Consider the following 23,643-nt stretch of genomic DNA (forward strand, 5'->3'; position numbering starts at 1 on the left):
AGTTACGCAGTGAATAAAAACTCCACGCCACTCTGCGCTATACTCTCTTAACTCTGCGTTTAAACACTTGAACCGATAACCCGAAAAATATTTCGAAATAATTATCGCCCCTATTTGGTATATTGAAATTTACTTTTCTATATTTGCACCCCGATACGCACGGTCTTTGGGTTGTTTCGACGAGCAAAGGAAGTGAATTCGGGGAGTGGCGCAGCCCGGTAGCGCATCTGGTTTGGGACCAGAGGGTCGCAGGTTCGAATCCTGTCTCCCCGACAAAAAGCTCGATCTTAGGATCGGGCTTTTTTGATTTTATATGGAATTCACAGTCTTCTTTTAATTTGTTCTTTAAGGTCGCGTAATTCTTTAATTACCTCTTCATTACTTTCCATCAAAAGATTGTTGTGTTTCTGCAAATATGAAGCCACCGCGCGAAGCTCTGATACTGAACTCTTCTCTTCCATTGTATAAGGTTGATCAGACTCCCCGATCAGATAAGACATGAGTTCAATTGGGCAAACGTCAAATGCTTTAGCCAGTTTAACATACACCTTGAGAGTTGGAGTTCTCTTATCATTCTCCCAATCTATGTAGGTACTATGTCCTACGCCAACCCTATCTGCAATTTCTCGGGTAGTTAATCTTTTCGAGTCACGCATTTTGCGTAAAAGAGTTCCTATTTCCATGACTAGTTTGTTGATGTATGAAGTATCAAAAGTATATAAGACAGTAAAAGAAAAATTTCTACTGAAAGCTCACAAGCTTTATTTACTCACCGGTAACAAAAAAGAATTTGATCGAATTTTTATTGCCAATTGATCGAATTCTTAAACAGCATTAAATCCAGATTAAATTTACTTTTGGCCTGTTGACTGATTAGCCATGAGAAAAACTTGTTGTTCCTACCCGCCTCTATTCGCAGCCATGTGATACCGGCATTGTATCTGGCAGACTTATTGGCCGATGAGTATGACATTCATTTTGCTGTAACTACGGAAGTATTAGAGGAGATCGTAGTAAAACAGGGGTATAATGCGATCCTGACTAGTAGCTTTCGGGTCTGCCTGGGAATGGAAGGGCAATTTGTGTATGAGAAGAAAAAGAGACGTAGTAAATGGGACGTCCTTCAGAGTATCAGAAAAAATGAAATTTTTCAATTTCGACAAGAGGAATTGAGCCAGATTATTGATCGAATCAAACCATCTGTGGTATTCATTGATATCTTCAACAGCTCGGATATACTAGTTCTTTACCCAAAATACAAGGACACTAAACTGGTGTTTTTAAATCCAATGCTGTCCACCTATCGCATCAATGGATTTCCAACGGTTGAACAAGGGCACTGGCCAGAACAGACGTTAAAACCTCAGATCCCAGAAAAGAAAAAAGGTATCCCATTAAAATACTGGCTATCCAGGCCGGTTGATGCTTTGATATCAAAAGAACTGGATCGACAGGTTCAGTTCTTAACAAATGTCGACGGATTTGCCAAGGAACATCCGATAGCAAGAGACAAAACCAGTGCATTGCTTTTTGATAATATACCCGAAATTATCCTTGCCCCATTGGAGCTGGAATTTTCGGCAGACGTGCGTAAGCCTAACCAGTATTATATGGGTTTGTGCATCAATGAAAATAGACAAGACACAGAACTGGACACGTCTTTCGATAGGCGGTTTGGTAAAATTCAGGAGGAAACAAGAAAAGATACCCGACTGATTTATTGCACCTTTGGCACCTTTTATCAAGGTTCAGACAAGGCTTTACTAGATTTCTTGAACAAATTACTTGACGCAATAGAAGGTTTAGAAAATGTGCAAGCGATTTTCTCAGTAAACAAACTCGTGATCGAAACGCTCAATTACCAAAGGAAAATACCCGCGTACATCCACATGTTCAGCCGTGTTCCGCAGTTAAAGGTATTAAAACATGCCGATTTGTTTGTGACTCATGGCGGATTGGGATCGATAAAGGAAAGTATTTATTATGGAGTTCCTATGTTGGTGTATCCACTGGATCTGCATTATGATCAGAACGGAAATGGGTTGAAGGTGGAACATCATGGGCTTGGGTTAAGGGGAGTGTTTCAGTTTGAGCGGAGCGTTGATATGAAAAGGAAAATGTTTCAGCTGCTAGCCGATGAAAAATACAAAAACAACATATCCGTATTTAATAACGCTTATGCCTCAAAGTATCCCATTAGCAAACTGGCAACTGTTTTTAAGCCATCAACCGACTACTTATGAATTTAAACCCCTCCGAGAAAAACGCAAAAGACGCCATAGAATACTTACTTTGGGCCGCCAAAGTAAAAGTTACATCTAAAGCTGTAACCGAAGGGCTTTGCTTGCATCCCGATTTCCCAAGCATGGCAGCCGTAAGCGATGCATTATCTGATTGGAATGTAGATAATTTGGCTACCCGATTACATCCTGACCAAATTAAAGAAATACCCTTGCCCGCATTGGCATACCTTAAAATTAAAGGTGGGCTACTAGCCCCCATCAAGTCTGTCAAAAATGAAAGCATCACTTGGCTGGATACCCAAGCGGGATGGCAAACAGAAAGCCTGAAAAACTTCCAACAAAAATGGGACGGAGTTACGCTATTAATCGAACCGAATGAGCAATCAGGCGAGATTGACTATGCCAAAAGGAAGAAGGAACAATGGGGTGCAACGGCACGGAAACCTTTTCTCATTGGAGGCACCCTGCTTTTTTTGTCCATCCTGATTGGCCTATTTTGGGGTTACACTCCAAATACAAACCTCCTTCTACTATCAGGGCTTAAATTAGTAGGGTCATTACTCAGCGGTCTATTGTTATGGCAGACTCTCGATTCTCAAAATCCATTCTTGCAGAACTTTTGCCAAATAGGAAACTCCAATAATTGCAACAGTATCTTGCAATCTAATGCGGCCAAATTAACTCCATGGCTATCATGGTCGGATATAGGTAACATTTACTTTTCTGGAGGACTACTGGGGCTTAAACTAAGTATCCTAGCCAAAGATAGCGGTGTAGTCTTTATCCTTGCTGTCCTAAGTTCGCTGGCATTACCATATACATTGTACTCACTTTACTATCAAAAAGTAATAGCCAACCAGTGGTGTAAACTATGCATGGCCGTTCAAGTGACACTCTGGTTGGAGGGTATTTGGGTGTTTATCAATTACTCACAAATAAGCCCGAAATTTAGTACACAAACCATTGCACTATTGGCAATAGCGTTCCTCCTTCCATCTCTCATATGGGTATTACTCAAATCCCCTATGATACAGGCGACTCAGGTGTTTGGCTTAAGAAAAGAGCTACAAAAGCTAAAGTTCAGTGAGGGATATGTCCAAATGGTGTTTCAAAACCAACGCAAGATGCCACCCATATTCAAAAATATGAATACTGTACAACTCGGTAATCCTGAAGCTCCACACATATTAACTGTAGTAACGAATCCACTCTGTGGTCCATGCGCCAAAATGCACATTGAGATAAACCAACTGATTGAAAAAAATAACCAGTTCCAAACCCAATTTATTTTTCTTGGGCCAAACAACGCTATGCGGGTTGCAAATAAATTTTTAGAGGCACCGGCCAGCCAGTTACAAACTCTGATGAATTCTTGGTATCATGACAACCGGCAGGACACCGAAAAATGGTTAAGACAATATCCATTTGAACAAACGCCGGTCCACCAAGAGCAATTCCGGCTTTACGCACGGTGGTGTGAGCTCGCTAATATTACCTCAACCCCTACTGTATTTATTAATGGCGTTCTCTTGCCAGGAGCCTTTCAAATAAACGAACTAGGCGGTATTGTAATGGCCCTAAATCAAGCAAATAACACCTAATCAACTCCATAAGGATTTTCGAAAATCAATGAATATATTTTAAACATTTAATATTTAGAAATTATGACTCTATCAAGCTTTAGCGCCCTTGCCTTAACAAGGGAAGAAATGAAGAATATTTTGGGGGGCGGTAGTTGTGCGGTAACATGGACTACATCTTCCGGTGGTGGTGGTGGTGGTGGCGGCGGCGGTATTCCTTATAGCTGCAATTCGCTTCAGTGGGAATATAACTCCAATGGAACAAAAACTGTCACATGCTATAGTACAAGTTATAATACCGCAAAAAAAATTGGTTCCAACAGCGGAGCGAACTGGTGTTGTAATTCTTGTTCAAGTGCTTCATGGTATTGATATTATGACGCCTAACTTCAGTTAAAAGGGATCGAAATCAGTCTCCCTCAAATAATGTTAGGAAAACAGTTCAGAGCTCCAAGCAAATCACTTGGAGCTTTCCTTCAAATTACGGAAACACCGCACCATAAAAAGATATAAAATAAACAATCTAGTCGCTTATCCAAAAAATATACCTGACTTTTAAATTTTTTATAGCTGGCGAGATAATTTATAGATCAATAATCATAGTTTACACATTCAACTAAGCTAAAGTTATGAAATTTATTTCCTTTTTATCATTGATATTTATTTCTCTCACTTGTTGTTGCCAAAGTTATACTAAAGAAATAGACAATAAAATAATTATGGTGTTTGACAGCATCCCAATATATGAAAGAAGAATATCTCCATTTCCCAAATTTGAGATCAAAGACAGTCGCCCTCAAATTTCAATTTTCGATAATTTCAACAAATACAATTTCAATCCAAAATTCTTAAAAGAAGACACAATTGTATTTTTCACCAATAGTAAAAACATCGCCATCGAGTTTCGATATAAGTTAACTAAGGAGCCAATCCATTATGTAGTTGGAAACGGAGATGTAATTAATTTTAAATTTAAAAATGGTATTCCATATGTGTCTGGTAGGTCAACCAAATTGGATAGTTTACTAAATTACGAATACTATAGAATCCTAAGAAAAGGAGGACCTGAACATAAGACCGCATACGACATATATTCCAATACGTACTTAGAAATCAATAAAATAGAAGAATTATTCTTAGAAAATAAAATAAAATCAAAGTGGTATCAAACCGTAATAGATTCCTTAAAAAATGAACAAAAATATCTGATAAAATTAAAAACATCTTTTAGCCAAGAGTCAGCTACAATCGATTTATTGTTGGACAAATTATTTTATCAAATTGCCAAAATAGACTTCGAACAACATAAACTTAGTAAATCTACAATTGAAAATATTCTCGAAGAACAAAAGTCAGTTCATACCAAAATACCCTACTCTTATTTTTTAGAATTTTTAGAATCTATATCTGATAGTGTCAACGTAAAAACATCGAAGACAATACCATATAAAAATGGTAAAGAAGTCGACTATAGAGAAGTATACGATCGAACAAAAGAATGGAACAAAATCAACGATTTTTATAAAAAACATCTTCTGTACCAATATTTAATAAAAATAGGGAATATATTTCCAGAGTCAGACTTAGATATTTACCTATTAAAATTCTCCAATACTTTTAAAGACACGTTACTTTCAAATAGAATAAGACAAGAATTTCCCATAGTTATCAATAGCACATACAAGGGAAAAGATTCCCTATACCTGATTAACGATAAGAAAACAAATTTGACATTTAAAAAATTATTGGACGCTAATAAAGGAAAAATAGTATATGTCGATTTCTGGGCAAGTTGGTGTGGACCATGCAGAGAATCCATGATTGCGTCACATAAACTACGAAAAAAACTAAAAGATAAAAATATTGCTTTCGTGTATCTGTCAATTGATGATAAAATAATGGCTTGGCAGAATGCAAGTTCGAAAGAGGGATTAACTCAACTAAACCATAGCTATTTAATAACGAACTATAAAACATCAGACTTCTTTACAAAAAATAAGCTATCAGAAATACCGAGGTATATGATTTTTGACAAGACAGGAAAGTTGATTTATGGCAATGCTCCACGCCCAGAAAATTCCGAAACTGAAAATCTATTGATAAAACTAGAAAAAAATACTAATTACTGAACAAATTAATAAATCTTAACTATCAATACACACTTCAATTTCATGGGAATTCAAATTATAAATACATATGAAAATATTCATTATATAAATTTATCGAAACGCATGAAATATTCCAACTTTAAATACTTTATTTTGGAAAAAGTGTTAAATATTAAAGAGTATATTGCTAGATATAAAAGTACATTAAATCTTTCTATAATTCGTAAAAAAATTGCCAAGAAGATACATAAAGTAGACACAAAGAGAGTTCCTAATAAACTTGATGAAATTCGATTGTTTGCCATTATGCGAAATGAGGCTCTACGATTGCCTCATTTTATTAGCTACTATAAGAAAATAGGAGTTAATCGCTTTTTTTTTCTTGACAATGGATCAACCGATTTATCCATGAGTATTGTTCAGTCGGAGGATCTGGCTCACTTATTTTACACAGAGGAACCATACAAGGATCATTGGTTATGGATGGAATATTTACTGGATAGATATGGCAAAGGGCATTGGTGCGTAGTAGTTGATATTGATGAATTATTTGAATATCCAAATTCCAAAAAACTATCATTAACCACTTTGATCGAATATTTGGATTCCTGTAACAAAACAGCGGTATCTTCCTTCCTACTCGATATGTATCCCGAAGGCTCAATTGATAATTCATATTATGTTCCTGGCCAAAATCCTTTGGAAGTTCTCAGATATTTCGATCCTGAGTACTTTTCTCAATTATTTACTTTTTACGACAGAAAGTCAATGAAATCGTTCACAACATCGATTTTAAGTGGAGGAATGCGCGATAGGATTTTTGGGATTAGCAACCCACCTTCAATACTTTCAAAAATTTCACTTTTTAAAAACAATGCTCGGGGGTATTTGGTGCAAGGAATGCACGCAATAAATAATTCTCAGGTAAGTGACATACAAGGAGTGGTCTTTCATACGAAGTTTCTTCAGGATTTTATACCGGAAGTGAAAGAAGAATGTGAACGTGAAGAACACTTTGGAGGAGCATTCTATTATAAAATATTCAATAAAACATTAGAACAGTCTCCTAACATTAAATTTGTTTACTCAGGTTCCGTAAAATTCATCGATTCGCTACAATTACTTGAACTTGGCTTAATGAAAACAACTCTTGAATTTGATGCTTTTGCTCGGAAAATAGAGAGAAAAGAGGAAGCAATATGAAACCCTTCCCACACTATAAACAACTAGACCAAATGGACTGCGGCCCAACCTGCTTACGCATGGTGGCAAAGCATTTCCGACGACATTATACTGCACAAAGTCTAAGAGAAAAAGCCCAAGTAAGCCGGGAAGGCGTCTCCCTGCTTGGTATTGCCGAGGCAGCTGAAGCAATTGGCTTTCGTACTATTGGCGTGAAGGTCACTTTAGAAAAGTTGATAGAAGAAGCTCCACTTCCGTGTGTACTGCATTGGGGGCACAATCACTTTGTAGTGCTTTATGGCATCGGCAGTAGTCAGTCGGCAGTTGGACGAGGGGCATTAGCTAAAATTTGGGGTGGGCGTAAGCCATCGGTTGACATAGATTCGGTTTTTTTCAAAAATACGGGTATTTCAACTAACAAGCCAACCCAGCACATAAAACCCACTGAGGGTAAAGTTCGTAATCAAGTTTTTCATATAGCAGATCCTGCAAGAGGCTTGATCACCTATACCGCTGAAGAATTCGAAAAATACTGGCTGGCGGGCAATACCGATAACAAAAAAGAAGGCCTTGCATTGTTGCTAGAACCTACTGCCCGATTTTACGAAGAACAAGGGGAAAAAGTCAATGGGCTACGGTTTGGGCAGTTATTGGGATATCTTTGGCAATATAAAAAGCTTGTTGTTCAGTTGGGTCTGGGGATGCTAGTTGGAAGTGGACTGTCACTTCGATTCCCATTTTTGACCCAGTCGGTTGTGGATGTCGGTATCGGCACGCAGAATATTTCGTTTATGTATATGGTGCTCATTGGCCAAACGGTGTTGATGTGCAGCACGGCGGCCGTAGATTTTTTGCGAAGCTGGATTTTGTTGCATATCAGTACCAGGCTAAATCTCACCATATTATCTGAGTTCCTGTCAAAATTGATGCGGTTGCCCGTTTCCTTTTTCGATGTGAAACAGTTTGGCGATATCATGCAGCGGATTGGAGATCATCACAGGATAGAATCTTTTTTAACGGGACAGACACTCAGCATTTTGTTTTCACTTTTCAATCTTGTGGTTTTTGGTTTTATATTGGCTTATTATCATTTCTCCATCTTTGCTGTTGCGGTCGGGGCTTCCATTTTGTATGCATTTTGGGTAATCCTTTTTCTAAAACAACGCAGAAAACTGGATACTAAGCGATTTGATATTTCGTCGCGTAACCAAAGCCAGATCGTTCAGCTGATACAGGGAATGCAGGATATCAAGCTTTCTGGTGCGGAAACGCCCAAACGATGGCAATGGGAGCGGACACAAGCCAAACTCTTTAAGTGGAATGTGCGGAGCCTGTCGCTTTCTCAATTTCAGCAAGCAGGCGCATTACTAATCAATAACGGAAAGAATATTTTCATTACTTTTTTAGCTGCCAAGGCTGTGGTCGATGGGCAACTTTCGTTGGGCGGCATGATGTCTGTGCAGTATATCCTGGGACAATTTAATGCCCCCATAGAGCAAATGATTGGCTTTTTACAGTCATGGCAGGATGCGCAGATAAGCCTGGAAAGATTAAATGAAGTACACGAGCTTGCAGATGAAGAACCCGCTGGTGAACAAAAGCGAAAAGAGTGGGATGAAAATCAGCATATCACTATTAATGATCTTACGTATACCTATCCAGGTGCAGGAAATGATCCTGTATTAAAAAAAATAAATCTAACGATACCATATGGAAAAACGACTGCCATAGTAGGTACAAGTGGCAGTGGTAAAACAACCTTACTAAAATTATTGCTCCGGTTTTACGAACCTCAAAGCGGCAATATTTCTTTAAAAGCTACTGAAACCATTAAAAGAATTGGGGCTGAAAGTTTACCAAAACCCATGGTCCAGCCATTAGGAAGTCAGCTCGACCTGAAATATATCTCACACAGGGCATGGCGGCAACAATGCGGTGTAGTAATGCAGGAAAGTTTTATTTTTTCAGACACCATTGCCCGCAACATAGCTGTAAGTGATGAAGTGATAGACCAAAACCGTTTATATCAGGCCGCGCATATGGCCAATATTCATCAATTCATTGAATCGCTTCCGTTAGGATATTACACAAAAATTGGTGCAGAAGGAAATGGTATCAGCCAGGGGCAAAAACAAAGGATATTAATTGCGCGCTCGGTTTATAAAAATCCGCAACTTTTACTTTTCGACGAAGCTACCAATGCACTGGATGCAAATAACGAAGCGGTAATTATTAGTAATTTGGAAGAATTCTTCAAAGGCCGAACGGTAGTTGTAGTTGCACATAGGCTCAGTACCGTGAAACATGCAGATCAGATTATCGTAATGGAAAAGGGTCAAATTGTTGAAACAGGAACACATGCTGAACTGGTTATCGCAAAAGGGAAATATTTTGAACTAGTAAGTAATCAGCTTGAGTTGGCGGAGGGTTGATATTTTCAAATTTTGGATTTTCGAAAATCATATGTTATACCTTTCAAAATTAAACAATTACAAAAATGAGTCTTCTAAATTTTAGTGCCTTCGCTTTAACAAGATCTGAAATGAAAAATGTTGTTGGCGCAGAAAAATGCATGCCTGCACACTATGACGTCTGGGTTCACAACGGCCAAGGAAGTAGCAAAAACAACGGGAATCAACAAGTTTTCTGCGCAACTAGCAAGGATTCCGCGTGGAGAATGGCGCATAAAACCAAACAGTATGGCAACTATGCTATGAGTGTCACCTATAATGCCGGAACCTGTTAGAATCATTGAGGCTGTATAAAATGAAAATCAGCCAAATATAGTTCTGCGAACTATTGACTAGGATGCTTCACTCAGGTTTTTGAGCAGAACTTAATTAAACAAAACGAGGCCGCTTCGGAATAAAATTTTCGAAATTTGTTTCTGAGACGGCCTCCTAAAACTACTATTTTATGCGAAAATATATTTTTATATCAATTGCACTCTTCACTGTTGCCACAACATTTGCTCAGAATGCCCATCCTGTAAAATGGAGTATCGCCACTGTCAAAAAAGCAAAAATCGGAGATACAATTCAAGTAGAGTTTGCCGGAAAAATTAATAATGACTGGTATGTTTATGCCTCCGATTCAGATTCGACGGAATACGTGGATCCTGCCAGTCTTTTCCTTGAAGCAAACTCATCATTTGAGCTGGTTTCAAAATTAAAATCATTTAATGCAACAAATTACTATGACCGCGCCCTTAAAACGAATACAAAGGTATTTAGAGAAAACATACTTATGAAACAAACACTTATTGTCAGGAAAAAGCCATTCATATTAACGGGAATTTTAAAATACACGGTTGTTAGGCAGGATATAAATAGCGGTACGGTTTCTCCCAAAACCAGACGTTTTGAAATAAATATCGAATAATTAAGTGAATACACTGAAGCCCATCACCCCCTTCCCGGAACTCCACAGCGAGGAAGTCCACGAGATTATCCGCCGTCCGCCACACTGGCTGATACAATGGGGTATTACACTTTTTTTCGTGTTGTTGATTGTGCTTCTTGCTGGTTGCTGGCTTATAAAATATCCTGATGTTGTTCCCGCAGCGTTTACTTTAACAGCAAACGAAGCGCCAAGAGCAGTGATCGTGCGGTCGGAAGGGAAACTTCAGCGGTTGCTGGTAAAAGATGGGCAGATGGTTACCCTCGGCCAGGTATTGGCTTTCGGGGAAAGTACAGGAAATCATGAGCAAGTTCTTCAATTAGACAGAGATATTAAAAAATTCACTGCTTCCATACAGCAAGACAGATGGGAAGATGTTAATCAGTTGCGTGTCAATTCTTACAACCAGCTCGGCGAGGCTCAAAATGATTTTCAGACTTTCGCACAAAAACTAGCGGAATTGAAAACCTTTTTAAGAGGCGGGTATTATCTTCAGAAACGTAAGCTATTGTTAGATGATATAGATGACCTACAGGCCTTGGAAGCAAATATCACCGAACAACTCGAACTACAAAATCGTGATTTTGCGCTCGCTCAGGACGAATTTAAAGTGCAAGAGAAATTGCACAATGATAAAGTTATAGCACCCTTAGAATATAAAAGAGAAAAGGCAAAGCTTTTGGCAAGAGAAATGCCACTCAAAAATTTGTCCTCAGCATTGATTCAAAACCGATCTACTCAAACTGCTAAACAAAAGGAAATTCTGGAACTAGACAACTCAATATCAGAGCACAAAAATGGTTTCCTTCAATCCCTACAATCACTCCGAAGCAGTATAGAATTGTGGGAACAACGGTATGTATTGACAGCACCAGTTTCCGGGCGTGTTTCATTTGCAGCTCCATGGCAAGAACAGCAACATATAGCCGTCGGACAAGAACTTCTCACCGTTGAACCGTCAGGAGGAACGTTTCAAGGTTTGGTAAAAATCCCCCAGGCAAATCTAGGTAAGGTAAAGGAAGGGCAAACAATCTTGATAAAACTAGACGGTTACCCTTATCGTGAGTTTGGGATGGTCGAAGGAAATTTGTCTAGACTTTCTTCAACGCCAGGAAAAGACACTGTCTACTGGGGATACGTAGCATTACCACATCAGCTACAAACCAGATATGGTAAAAATCTGACATATCGAAATGGTCTGAAAGGTACGGCTGAAATTATTACTGCCGACAGACGCTTGATAGAAAGGTTTCTTTCTGGCGTGCGCGATGGCGGAAAGTAGTTTAAAGATCCGTACTTCAATCTGCGTAACAAATATCCTCCGCTGTCTCACCGAAAATTTAACAACCCATTCCCAGCCAATAAATATTCCAAAATTACCCCCAAACGCAGTTCATTATATTGACCTCCGATATATATAGCTTCCTTTATTACAAATTAAATCTCGTTTACGATTTTTTGTAAAATAATACATTTGACATCAATCGTCACATTTGTGAATTCTAAAAATGATGCGTGTTCACATACTCCGAACTCTGAAAATTGAAGATCAACCGACCGATTGAATTTAAAAGCAACTCATAACTAAAACTAATTGTACTTTTCCAATACAATTAACGAATTCAATTTTACTATCTATTACCTACCATATCATCAGATTAATATCATATTAAAGAAATAACTACTACTATACAATCTGTGACAAGTTTCACCGATAAACATCAATTCCTGATTTCCCGACAATGGGTAGTTTATTGTAGAACACAGGTTTTGTTAGTGAGCATGGATTCTAACAAAGTTATTTTTCATTCAAGCTAAAAGGTTTAATCTATATAAAAATACTGTTTTAAAAGTTATTTACAAGCTGACCACCTGTCTACAAGTATGTGTTTGCGGAAAATGGAATTGATCAATACAATCAGCAACATGAATGTCGGAAGGGTTTGGGAATTGTATATACGACAAGCAAAACAAGTTTATAATCGAGAAAATCTGATTAAAATTCACTAAATTAAATTAAAATGAAATTAACATTTTTAGTCAGTAAGCGTTTTAAATATTCGCACTGCATCAGACCTCCAAATTGTAAAATTCAAATATCTGTTTCACAATTATTTATACCAAAATTCGAAAAACAAATATCTACTAACTAATGGAAAAAATATATAGAAGTTCTGGCATGCCTAATGCCCGGCTCGCAAATGCGTTTCTGTTTTGTTTGACTCTGCTGATTTCCATTACAGCACAGGCGAATGTTACAGTTAAAGGAAAAATAACGGATGCTGGAAATGGTCAGTCATTGCCAGGCGTGAATGTGTTAATTAAGGGCTCCAACATCGGCGCATCTACTGATTTGGAAGGCCGTTACGAAATCGATGCTCCAGAAAATGCGACGCTGGTTTTCAGCTTTGTAGGATTTGAAACTCAGGAGGTTTTAGTTGGAAACAAAACAACGATTGACGTTCAATTAAAGGCCGACACAAAAGTTCTGAGCGAGGTGGTTGTAATCGGCTATGGTACGGTTAAAAAATCTGATTTAACGGGAGCTGTTGCCACTATCAAGGCAGAGCAGCTGATGGACAAACCGGTTCCAAACGTATCACAAGCGCTCCAGGGAAAAATTGCCGGGGTTGAAGTGAGCGTGAACAGTAACGCTCCGGGCGCCGCTGCAAAGGTTCGTGTCCGTGGTTTGGGTTCGATCAATTCAAGCCTTGATCCGCTTTATGTAGTCGATGGTGTGATTGGTGTCGATGCAAACAGCATTAACCCGAACGATATCGCCTCTCTTGAGGTATTGAAAGATGCCTCATCTACTGCTATCTATGGTGCAAGAGGTGCAAACGGCGTAATCATGATATCTACGAAAAGAGGTAGAGAAGGCGGAACGAAGGTGTCATATGACGGAAATGTGAACGTGAGCGACTTGAACCGTCACGTAAAAACCTTGAATTCAGATGAGTTTGTAAAGGTATATAACGAGGCATATGCCAACGGAACGAAGTTCGATCCAAACGGTGGTGTTTGGGCACCTCCAGCTGCTCTTAACCACACAAATTTCCCATTGTTGTTTGATTCTAACGATAAACCACTCTACAATACCAATTGGGAAAAAGAAACTTATAAGCCTGCGACTTCAAACAGTCATAATCTCAGCTTTCAGGGTGGTAACAAAACCACCCAATATAGCCTTTCTCTGGGATATCTGGATCAGAATGGTATCATGATCACGAGTGCGTTCAAAAGATATAATGTAAGATTTACACTCGATAATCAGATTAACAAGTGGCTGAAAGTGGGTGGTAACTTGTCGTTGATCAAGAGCAAGCAGAGGATGGTATCCGACGGAAACGGAGGCTTGAATGTTCCGCGTATGGTGTCCGAGGAGGTGCCAATCGTACCGGTTAAATATCCGGATGGAACCTGGGCCGGCAACAACGACATCGCCGGCTTAGAAGGCGGTCCGAACCCGGTAAACATTGCAAACAACCGATATACCATTAATAATAACCTCCAGATCTTGGGGAATGCCTATATGCAGTTCCACATCGCCGAAGGGCTCGACTTCAAAACTGACTTGGGGTACAATGTGAATTCGCAGAAAAATAACTATTTCTCTTCACAAAATCTTGCCCACTTATCAAAAGATCAGGGTGGCGTTGCGAACATCAGAGGATATTTGAATAGTTACTGGCAGTCTGAAAACTATCTGACTTACAACAAAACGATCAATGAAAGAAACCGCTTCACTGCGCTCTTGGGAGCTTCCTGGCAGCGCTACAATCAGGAAACAGATTTTGTGGAAACGCAAAATTTCATTGACGATATCTTCGCATGGCATACGCTTGGTTCGGGCTCTGTTCGCAGCAGCTCGACATCGAGTGACTACCAGTGGTCTATGAACTCGTACTTTGCGAGGTTAACTTATAACCTGGATGAGAAGTATTTGTTCACTGCGACGGGTCGTTATGATGGATCATCCAAATTCGGAGCCAACAACAAATTCGCGTTTTTCCCATCTGTCGGTGCTGCCTGGAGAGTTTCTGAGGAAGACTTTCTGAAAGGAAACAAGAATATCACCAATTTGAAACTTCGGGCAAGTTACGGTATATCCGGAAACCAGGAAATTGGTCAATATCAGTCTATTGCGCAAATTCAGCCAAACACCGTGGTATTGGGTGGAGCTCAGCAGTCGGTATTGTCGCCCAACTACCTGGGTAATCCTAACCTGAAATGGGAGCGTTCGCTGCAATTTGATGCAGGCGTAGAATTGGGTATCAGAGAAAACATTGATCTGACTGTTGATTATTACAATCGTACAACTAAGGATCTTTTGCTTCAGGCACCAATTCCATGGTCCGCCGGTCAGCGTTCTTCAAACGTATATGAAAACGTTGGATCGGTCAGGAATTCTGGGATTGAAGTTAGTTTGAATACTACAAACATTCAGAAAAAAGATTTTACGTGGACAACCAGCTTCATATTTGCTGCTAACACCAATAAAATCCTGACCCTGAACAATGGTAATGCGGATATCTTCCCGGGACCAAACTTCCTTGGGCAAAACAACGTCCTTCGCGTTGGATCGCCAATCGGATCGTTATATGGTATGACGCGTTTGGGAACTTACAGCACCGACGAAGCGGCACTTGCAGCAGAGCATGGATTAAAACCCGGCGACAGAAAATATATCTACAATGCTGACGGCAGCAACTATTACAGCATCATTGGTCGCACTACTCCCAAATGGACTGGAAACTTCAACAGTACATTCAAATACAAAGGATTTGACTTTTCTTTTGATATCCGTTTTGTGGAAGGCATAAACACCGCAGCCAACTTTAAACACTCAGTGGAAGACCGTCAGACGATCGCAAACAGCCTTGCAACCGTACTGGATGCATGGACGCCGGATCATCAGAATACAATGATCAGCCAGGTCCGTAATTACAAATTCGCACAGGATTCGCATTTCGATACCTGGTGGGTTGAAAACGGATCTTTCATTCGTGCACAGAATGTAACGTTGGGTTATAGCGTATCACAAAATGCGCTTGAAAAACTAAAACTAAGCAAGCTGCGTATCTATGCAAGTGTTCAAAACCTGTTTGTGATTACGAAATACACTGGTTATGATCCTGAGGTTGATACGTTTAACGCTAGTTACGGCGCTAACAGTTCCTTCTCGCAAAACCTGGACTTCTTTGCTAATCCACGCCCACGCGTATGGAATCTTGGTCTAAGCCTTACCTTTTAATTGAAATCTAGAAAAGACATGAAACGACTTAAATATATTATTCTGGCAGTTGCCACACTGACGATTAGTTCGTGTACAAAATTCCTGGAGGAAGAACCAACAGGTTTTATTACACCTGACTCGGATGTTTCGAGTATCAAAGTGGCAAGAGCATATGCCAATTCAGGCTATATCAATCTTTCAACCGGTTTCAACGGTGGGCAATCGGGCTCCTATGGTGGCAATACATGGAATCTGATGGAATTTATGACGGGAAAATCCAATAGTGATTTGGGACAAACCGGATTTGTAAATTTCCAGAAGCTTATATATAGTAATACTTCCTTCTATTTCGATACCTGGTGGCAACAAATGTATCAGGGAATCGGTGCATGTAACCTTGCAATTCAGACAATTCCGGGCATCAATGCAGCGGGTTTAACGGATGAAGCTAAAACTAATATGCTGGCTGAAGCTCATACCCTGAGAGCGCTTTACTATTTCTATCTGGTGAGAATGTATGGTGCGGTTCCAAGTGTGACCGAGCCACCTAAGGATCTCAACCTGAATTTGTCAAGAACTCCGGCAAAGGATATTTATGATAATATTATCATTCCAGACCTTCTGTTGGCGGAGAAATCCACTTTACCCTGGAAAGACAACACAGGTTTGGTTTCGATGGGCATGGTAGAATCTTTGCTAGCAGATGTATATCTGACTTACGCAGGCGCGCCGATCAAAGGTGGGGATAATAACTATGCAGAATCTGCGAAAAGGTCGCTGAACGTAATTCAAAATGGTGGATATACCTTGTTCACGAACTATACAGATATGATCAACCCGGCGAATAAGAATACTGGTGAGTTTATCTTCCAAATTCAATACGCTGCGGCTGTCCCTGCCACCAATCCGCTTACTGCCCTTACCATTCCTAACTACTCGGGTATTTCCAAGTATTCGGATGAATATGGTTCAGTGTTCCCGACTGCCGAGTTCATCGCTTCGTTCCCGAAAGGCGACAAGCGCGTGGAAGAAAAGCAATTCTTTTACTCGACTTATCCAAGTATCACCACTGGGCAGCCTGTTTTTTTCAAGAATAAGTATATCTACAAATGGTTTGATGCAACGGCTGTTACAAGCACTGCCAAATCGGATTTGAACTACACCATGTATCGTTTGGCAGATGTCTATCTGATGTACGCGGAAGCTTCTAACCGCGCTGGCGGCGGACCTAACAGCGATGCTGTTTCGTATGTAAACGCGATTCGTGAAAGAGCAAATCTTGCTCCAATCGGTGCTTTAAGTCAGGATGCATTTGAAAAAGAAGTTTGGATCCAGCGATATTATGAATTGTGCTTCGAGAATAAAATGTGGTTCGACATGCTTAGAACCCAAAAGGTTCACAACGACGTGACCGGCAACTGGGACGACTTCATTGGTCATACCACCGTTTACGGGGCAACTTTCACAGATAAACAATTGCTGTTCCCGATCCCTAAACAGGAATCAGATGTCAATCCTAATCTGTTGAATTGATCTTATTTTGCCAAGAAGGCTCGGAGGCGTCAGGAGTAATAACTTGCTTCGTTTCTTAGTGCCTTTTATGGCAGAATCATCTAAGCCTAACTTTGATCAAAAGAGCACTCTTGTCGAGATACAGGAGTGCTCTTTTATTTGCAACGAGGGTACAAGGTGTTAACATGTAATCTCAAGTCAGTCTTCTTTGTGCTTTCGTGTCTTTGTGGCAAAACATTTGTCAATCTTAGTATTCACCTCGCACGTATAGTACCTTTCCTAATATATATCACTCGGGCTGAAGGAATGGCTGGTAAATTGTGTTGGAACTAATATCCCTTGTTTTGAGTAAATTCTTTTATGGAAATAGGCATTAGTAGTTTTGGAGAAATCGTCCCGGAGCACGTTTCGGGAAATGCGACACGTACGCACGAGCGCATGCAACAAATATTGGAAGAGATTCAGTTGGCAGATCAGGTTGGACTTGATGTTTATGCTTTGGGCGAACATCATCGCCCTGACTTTATTATATCCGCACCGGAAGTAATATTGGCAGCGGCTGCCACATTAACAAAAAATATAAGGCTTTCAAGTTCTGTAACTGTGCTTAGTTCTGCTGACCCGGTAAGGACTTTTCAAAATTTTGCTTCTCTTGATCTTGTATCAAATGGTCGCGCCGAAATCATGGCAGGACGTGGCTCTTTTATTGAGTCGTTTCCACTTTTTGGATATGATTTGAAAGATTATGACGCTCTTTTTACGGAAAAGCTCGAGCTCCTTTTAGCCATCAACAAAAGCGAAAAAATTACCTGGAGTGGCAAACATAGGGCGTCACTCAAAAATGAGGGCGTATATCCTCGTCCCTTGCAACCGTCTATTCCGATATGGCTGGCCGTGGGCGGTACTCCTGGCTCGGCGGTGCGCGCCGGAAAGCTCAATATGCCGATGACATTGGCCATGTTGGGAGGAAGCCCCGACCGATTTGTTCCTTTTACGGATTTGTATCGAAAGTCTGCGAAAGAAGAAGGGCATGATGTGAATAACATTCAGTTAGGAATCAACGCCCAATTCTACGCCGCGAACACGAGCCAGCAAGCTTCTGACGAGTTTTTTCCTCCATATGAAGTATTGATGAACCGCGTCGGACGTGAACGCGGATGGTCGCCTATTAACAGAGATCAGTTTGAATATAGTCGGGAATATGGGCCGTTACTGGTCGGAAGCCCACAGGAAATTATAGACAAGCTTCTTAAGATGCATGAGCTTTTTGGCAATACCCGGTTCCTGATGCAGATGATTGGAGGTCCTCAGGTTTCTCATAGTAAAACTTTGCATGCGATCGAATTGCTGGGCAATGTTATCGCTCCGGCGGTAAGAAAAGCGACGGAGAAATGATATTAGGTTCAAACTGGTGCTGTTAACAGGCATTGACTCATTGTCGAAAAACAAGAAAGTGAGCGGCTCATATTGAGAAACGCTCACTTTCTTTTTGAATTTCCTGATAGCTCGGCAACCGCCTATGCCTCTCCGCCCGGTCCACCAAAACTGATCGGAAAATTGAACGTAGGTTCTATTTCCTGAGTATTCTGAATGGGGCCATATTGCTCCTCATATTTGTCTATATTGTCTTTCAAAGCCACGATAAGCCTTTTGGCGTGTTCCGGGGTGATAATAACCCTTGCCTTAACCTTGGCGCGTGGTACGCCAGGCATCAAACGTATAAAATCAAGGATAAACTCACTGTTGGAATGCGCAATCATGGCAAGATTTGAGTAAACACCCTCCGCCATCTCCTCAGATAGCTCCACGTTGATCTGTTGTTCGTTTTCTTTATTGTTGTCTTCCATGATGATTATGATAATTACCTCTCAAAGGGCTATAAATGTCTTTCAGGGTGAAATTTACTAAAATTAACCAGCAACCAAAAGAAAGAGCCGGTTCCACTCTCGCAGAACCGGCTCTTTTATATTTTACGAAACCTAACTAAACAAGTTCTTTCTTCTTACGAGCTTGTTTTTCGCGTGATTCATTCAGTGCATCAAACTCATCCTGAGATCCAACCATTAGATTTTCATACAAACGCATACCCGTACCAGCCGGGATCAAGTGACCAACGATCACGTTTTCCTTCAGACCTTTCAGTTCGTCACGTTTTCCACGTACCGCTGCTTCGCTCAATACTTTCGTTGTTTCCTGGAACGATGCCGCAGAAACGAAACTTTCAGTACCCAATGAAGCTTGTGTGATCCCCATCAAAGTAGGTTTCGCCACAGCCGCTTGTGCATCACGCGCTACAACCAGTTTAAGGTCACGGCGTTTCAGACTTGAATTTTCATCGCGAAGACGACGAACCGAGATAATCATACCTGGTTTCAATGATTCCGAGTCTCCGGAATCCTCAACCACTTTCATATCCAGAATCTTGTCGTTTTCTTCACGGAATACCACTCTGTCAACAGCCTGCATTTCAAGGAAGTTAGTATCACCTGCATCCAGAATTTCAACTTTCTGCATCATCTGGCGTACGATACATTCGATGTGCTTATCATTGATTTTCACGCCTTGCAGACGGTATACTTCCTGAATTTCATTTACAAGATACTCCTGAACAGCGGTCGGTCCTTTGATAGAAAGGATATCTGCTGGCGTAATCGCTCCATCAGAAAGTGGATCTCCAGCTCTTACGAAGTCACCATCCTGAACAAGGATGTGTTTCGAAAGTGCTACCATGTAACGACGTTGTGTTCCGTCTTTTGATTCGATATGAATCTCACGGTTACCACGTTTCACTCCACCATATGATACCACACCGTCGATTTCAGTAACGGTTGCAGGGTTAGATGGGTTACGCGCTTCGAACAATTCCGTTACACGAGGAAGACCCCCTGTAATATCACGAGTCTTACCAACAACGCGAGGGATTTTCGCCAACGGCTGACCAGCTTTCACTGCCGCGCTGTTCTTAACTACCAAACGAGCCCCAACCGGAAGGTTATAACCTTTTTCAGTCTGATCTTTCAACAACGTACTCTTACCTTTCACCACGATTGCCGGGTTTTTGGTTTTATCACGTGTTTCAATGATAACTGACTCCTGGAAGCCTGTTTGCTCATCAAATTCTTCACGGTAAGTAATACCTTCTTCGATTGCATCAAAAACAACTGTTCCTGTGAATTCTGAAAGAATTACTGCGTGATATGGATCCCATGTACACAATTCCTGGCCTTTGAAAACGATATCGCCTTCTTTTACCAAAAGGTGAGCACCATAAGGTACGTTATTACTGATCAGCAATTGTTTCGTTTCAGGGTGAACAACTTTCACCTCACCTGAACGACCCATTACCACTGTTACATCATCTCCTTCCGAGTTAACAGATTGTACCAAACGAAGATCTTCGAATTGGATCAAACCGTCGAATTTTGCTTTGATGTTTGCATCAACAGAAATGTTGGATGCAGTACCACCGACGTGGAACGTACGAAGTGTCAACTGCGTACCCGGCTCACCGATTGACTGAGATGCAATTACACCTACAGCTTCACCGATGTTTACCATATATGCAGAAGCAAGGCTTCGGCCGTAACATTTTGCACAAACACCATTACGCGTTTCGCAAGTAAGTACGGAGCGAATCTCAACAACCTCAATACTGGTTTCGTCAATATACAAAGCGATCTCCTCAGTAATCTCGCCACCTGATTCAACGATCATCTCGCCGCTCAATGGATCGAAAATATCATGTACACTCACACGACCAAGGATACGCTCAGATAACGGCTCAACGATATCTTCGTTGTCTTTCAAGGCCGAAGTAGCAATACCACGAAGGGTTCCGCAATCTTCCTCAACAACTACAACATCCTGAGCAACGTCATGCAAACGACGAGTCAAGTAACCCGCATCCGCAGTTTTAAGAGCTGTATCGGCAAGACCTTTACGAGCACCGTGTGTTGAGATAAAGTACTCAAGAACGTCAAGACCTTCTTTAAAGTTAGAAAGAATCGGGTTCTCGATGATCTCACCAGCACCACCAGCGATGTTTTTCTGAGGCTTGGCCATAAGACCCCTCATACCACCCAACTGACGAATCTGCTCGCGGGAACCACGGGCTCCTGAGTGCATCATCATATAGATTGAGTTAAATCCACCCTGATCTGTTTCCAGTTGTTTCATCAATGTTTCTGTGATACGCGAGTTAACACGTGTCCAGATATCGATCACCTGGTTATATCGTTCGTTTTCGGTAATAAGACCCATCAGGTAATTACTCCAAACGTTTTCAACATCTATTTTTGCCTGGTCGATCAGTTTTTCCTTCTCGTCAGGAACCATTACGTCGTTCAATCCCATTGACAAACCACCTTTGAACGCCATTTGGAATCCAAGTTCTTTGATTTCGTCAAGGAACTGAGCAGTACGAGCCACACCAGCCATTTTGAATACCAATCCAATGATCTGCTGAAGCTTTTTCTTAGTCAACAATTCATTGATATATCCAACTTCTTCCGGCACAGCCTGGTTAAACAGAATACGTCCTGCAACGGTTTCAACCTGCTTGATCTCAAATGTTCCGTCGTCGTTACGAACACGCAGACGGCATTTGATATTCGCATGTTTCGAAAGTTTGCCTTCGTTGATCGCGATAATCACCTCATCCGGACCGTAGAAAATCTTACCTTCTCCAACGATCGGATATTCAGGAGTACTTACACGTCCTTTCGTTACGTAGTAAAGACCCAAAACCATGTCTTGTGAAGGTACCGTGATCGGTGCTCCGTTGGCAGGGTTCAAAATATTGTGAGATGAAAGCATCAACATCGAAGCTTCCAATACGGCTTCTTGACCTAGTGGTACGTGTACCGCCATCTGGTCACCGTCAAAGTCAGCGTTGAATGCAGTACAAACCAATGGGTGTAGCTGAATCGCTTTACCTTCGATCAACTTAGGTTGGAACGCCTGGATACCTAAACGGTGAAGCGTTGGAGCACGGTTTAGAAGAACAGGGTGTCCTTTCAAAACGTTTTCCAAGATATCCCAAATCACAGGATCTTTACGATCTACGATTTTCTTAGCTGATTTTACAGTCTTAACAATTCCACGCTCGATCAGCTTACGGATAATAAACGGCTTGAAAAGCTCAGCCGCCATATCCTTTGGCAAACCACATTCGTGCAATTTCAATTCAGGACCTACCACGATAACCGAACGACCAGAATAATCGACACGCTTACCAAGCAAGTTCTGACGGAAACGACCCTGCTTTCCTTTCAACATATCTGAAAGTGATTTCAAGGCACGGTTACCTTCCGAACGTACAGCGTTTACTTTACGGCTGTTATCGAAAAGTGAATCCACAGCTTCCTGCAACATACGTTTTTCGTTACGCAAGATTACCTCAGGAGCTTTGATCTCGATCAATCTTTTCAGACGGTTGTTACGGATAATAACACGACGGTAAAGATCATTCAAATCGGAGGTCGCGAAACGACCACCATCCAAAGGCACAAGCGGACGAAGTTCTGGTGGAATTACCGGAACCATACGGATCACCATCCATTCAGGACGGTTTTCGATACGTGTATTCGCGTCACGGAAAGCTTCTACTACTTTCAGACGTTTCAAAGCTTCCGCTTTACGTTGCTGAGAAGTATCAGTAGCAGCCTGGTGGCGAAGCTGGTATGAAAGTTCATCCAAATTGATACGGTTCAAAAGCATTTCCAGAGCATCAGCTCCCATTTTGGCAATAAATTTGCCTGGGTCTGTGTCAGGAAGCATTTGGTTTTCACGAGGCAATTTGTCGATGATATCCAGGTATTCATCTTCGGTCAGGAAATCAAGATAACCTACGCCATCTTCCTCCTTAACACCAGCCTGAACAACTGCATACCGCTCGTAATAAATAATCTGATCCAATTTTTTGGTAGACAATCCCAGCAAATAACCAATTTTGTTTGGCAAGCTGCGGAAGTACCAGATATGAGCTACAGGAACTACCAATTCGATATGCCCCATACGCTCACGACGTACCTTTTTCTCAGTAACTTCTACACCACAACGGTCGCATATGATACCTTTATAACGGATACGTTTGTATTTACCACAATGACATTCCCAGTCCTTCACAGGTCCGAAAATACGCTCACAGAACAACCCACCCATTTCCGGCTTATAAGTACGGTAATTGATGGTTTCAGGCTGGGTTACTTCACCAAAGGAGCTTTCAAGTATTGACTCCGGTGATGCCAGACTGATCGTCATTCTGGAAAAATCACTATTTAATTTTTTGTTCTTTTTGAAAGACATAATGAAAAGTCGTTTGTCTGTTAGTCGAAACTCAATTTTTATTTCATTTCTAAGGGGAGCATTTTTTAAGGAACGCT

Annotated in this window: 15 protein-coding genes and 1 tRNA gene; 13 read left to right on the forward strand and 3 right to left on the reverse strand. The window is 40.9% G+C overall.

Annotated elements, in window-relative coordinates; all coding sequences use genetic code 11:
- Positions 1 to 199: 199 nt before the first annotated feature.
- Positions 200 to 273: transfer RNA gene (locus AC1XUD_RS07455), tRNA-Pro, on the forward strand.
- 47 nt (positions 274 to 320) lie between these two features.
- Here AC1XUD_RS07455 and AC1XUD_RS07460 read toward each other — a convergent pair.
- Positions 321 to 683, reverse strand: coding sequence for a helix-turn-helix domain-containing protein (locus tag AC1XUD_RS07460; RefSeq protein ID WP_483360348.1), 363 nt, complete (start codon positions 681 to 683; stop codon positions 321 to 323).
- A gap of 240 nt (positions 684 to 923) precedes the next feature.
- On the opposite strand from AC1XUD_RS07460, the gene AC1XUD_RS07465 reads away from it, so the two are divergent.
- From AC1XUD_RS07465 to AC1XUD_RS07520, 12 genes are all read left to right on the forward strand, one after another.
- A complete protein-coding gene (locus AC1XUD_RS07465) occupies positions 924 to 2,243 on the forward strand; it encodes a glycosyltransferase (protein WP_483360349.1) in 1,320 nt (439 codons plus the stop codon).
- Positions 2,240 to 3,844, forward strand: coding sequence for a vitamin K epoxide reductase family protein (locus AC1XUD_RS07470; RefSeq protein WP_483360350.1), 1,605 nt, complete (start codon positions 2,240 to 2,242; stop codon positions 3,842 to 3,844). The genes AC1XUD_RS07465 and AC1XUD_RS07470 overlap by 4 nt, the downstream gene beginning before the upstream one ends.
- Before the next feature lie 108 nt (positions 3,845 to 3,952).
- A complete protein-coding gene (locus tag AC1XUD_RS07475; RefSeq protein WP_483360351.1) occupies positions 3,953 to 4,195 on the forward strand; it encodes a hypothetical protein in 243 nt (80 codons plus the stop codon).
- 257 nt (positions 4,196 to 4,452) lie between these two features.
- Positions 4,453 to 5,952 carry a TlpA family protein disulfide reductase gene (locus AC1XUD_RS07480; RefSeq protein WP_483360352.1) on the forward strand — a complete coding sequence of 500 codons (1,500 nt, stop codon included), beginning with the start codon at positions 4,453 to 4,455 and terminating at the stop codon, positions 5,950 to 5,952.
- 42 nt (positions 5,953 to 5,994) lie between these two features.
- A complete protein-coding gene (locus AC1XUD_RS07485) occupies positions 5,995 to 7,134 on the forward strand; it encodes a glycosyltransferase family 2 protein (RefSeq protein WP_483360353.1) in 1,140 nt (379 codons plus the stop codon).
- The gene (locus tag AC1XUD_RS07490) at positions 7,131 to 9,545 is read left to right on the forward strand and encodes a peptidase domain-containing ABC transporter (RefSeq protein ID WP_483360354.1); all 2,415 of its coding nucleotides are present in this window, start codon (positions 7,131 to 7,133) and stop codon (positions 9,543 to 9,545) included. The genes AC1XUD_RS07485 and AC1XUD_RS07490 overlap by 4 nt, the downstream gene beginning before the upstream one ends.
- Before the next feature lie 110 nt (positions 9,546 to 9,655).
- On the forward strand, positions 9,656 to 9,859 hold the full coding sequence (locus AC1XUD_RS07495; protein ID WP_483360355.1) for a hypothetical protein: 204 nt from the start codon (positions 9,656 to 9,658) through the stop codon (positions 9,857 to 9,859).
- 170 nt (positions 9,860 to 10,029) lie between these two features.
- On the forward strand, positions 10,030 to 10,494 hold the full coding sequence (locus AC1XUD_RS07500) for a hypothetical protein (protein WP_483360356.1): 465 nt from the start codon (positions 10,030 to 10,032) through the stop codon (positions 10,492 to 10,494).
- A 4-nt stretch (positions 10,495 to 10,498) separates the two neighbouring features.
- The gene (locus AC1XUD_RS07505; protein WP_483360357.1) at positions 10,499 to 11,794 is read left to right on the forward strand and encodes an HlyD family secretion protein; all 1,296 of its coding nucleotides are present in this window, start codon (positions 10,499 to 10,501) and stop codon (positions 11,792 to 11,794) included.
- Positions 11,795 to 12,664: 870 nt separating this feature from the next.
- Positions 12,665 to 15,766, forward strand: coding sequence for a SusC/RagA family TonB-linked outer membrane protein (locus AC1XUD_RS07510; RefSeq protein WP_483360358.1), 3,102 nt, complete (start codon positions 12,665 to 12,667; stop codon positions 15,764 to 15,766).
- Positions 15,767 to 15,784: 18 nt separating this feature from the next.
- Positions 15,785 to 17,281, forward strand: a complete 1,497-nt coding sequence (locus AC1XUD_RS07515) for a RagB/SusD family nutrient uptake outer membrane protein (protein WP_483360359.1) — start codon at positions 15,785 to 15,787, stop codon at positions 17,279 to 17,281.
- A gap of 339 nt (positions 17,282 to 17,620) precedes the next feature.
- The gene (locus AC1XUD_RS07520; protein ID WP_483360360.1) at positions 17,621 to 18,655 is read left to right on the forward strand and encodes an Atu2307/SP_0267 family LLM class monooxygenase; all 1,035 of its coding nucleotides are present in this window, start codon (positions 17,621 to 17,623) and stop codon (positions 18,653 to 18,655) included.
- A 122-nt stretch (positions 18,656 to 18,777) separates the two neighbouring features.
- On the opposite strand, the gene AC1XUD_RS07525 is transcribed toward AC1XUD_RS07520, so the two are convergent.
- Both AC1XUD_RS07525 and rpoC read right to left on the reverse strand, forming a co-directional pair.
- The gene (locus AC1XUD_RS07525; RefSeq protein ID WP_483360361.1) at positions 18,778 to 19,107 is read right to left on the reverse strand and encodes a DUF3467 domain-containing protein; all 330 of its coding nucleotides are present in this window, start codon (positions 19,105 to 19,107) and stop codon (positions 18,778 to 18,780) included.
- A gap of 136 nt (positions 19,108 to 19,243) precedes the next feature.
- Entirely contained in the window at positions 19,244 to 23,566 is a 4,323-nt protein-coding gene (gene rpoC, locus AC1XUD_RS07530; RefSeq protein WP_483360362.1) for a DNA-directed RNA polymerase subunit beta', read from the reverse strand.
- Positions 23,567 to 23,643: the final 77 nt, after the last annotated feature.

The sequence above is a fragment of the Dyadobacter sp. HNCC25DJ184 genome, assembly GCF_056895215.1.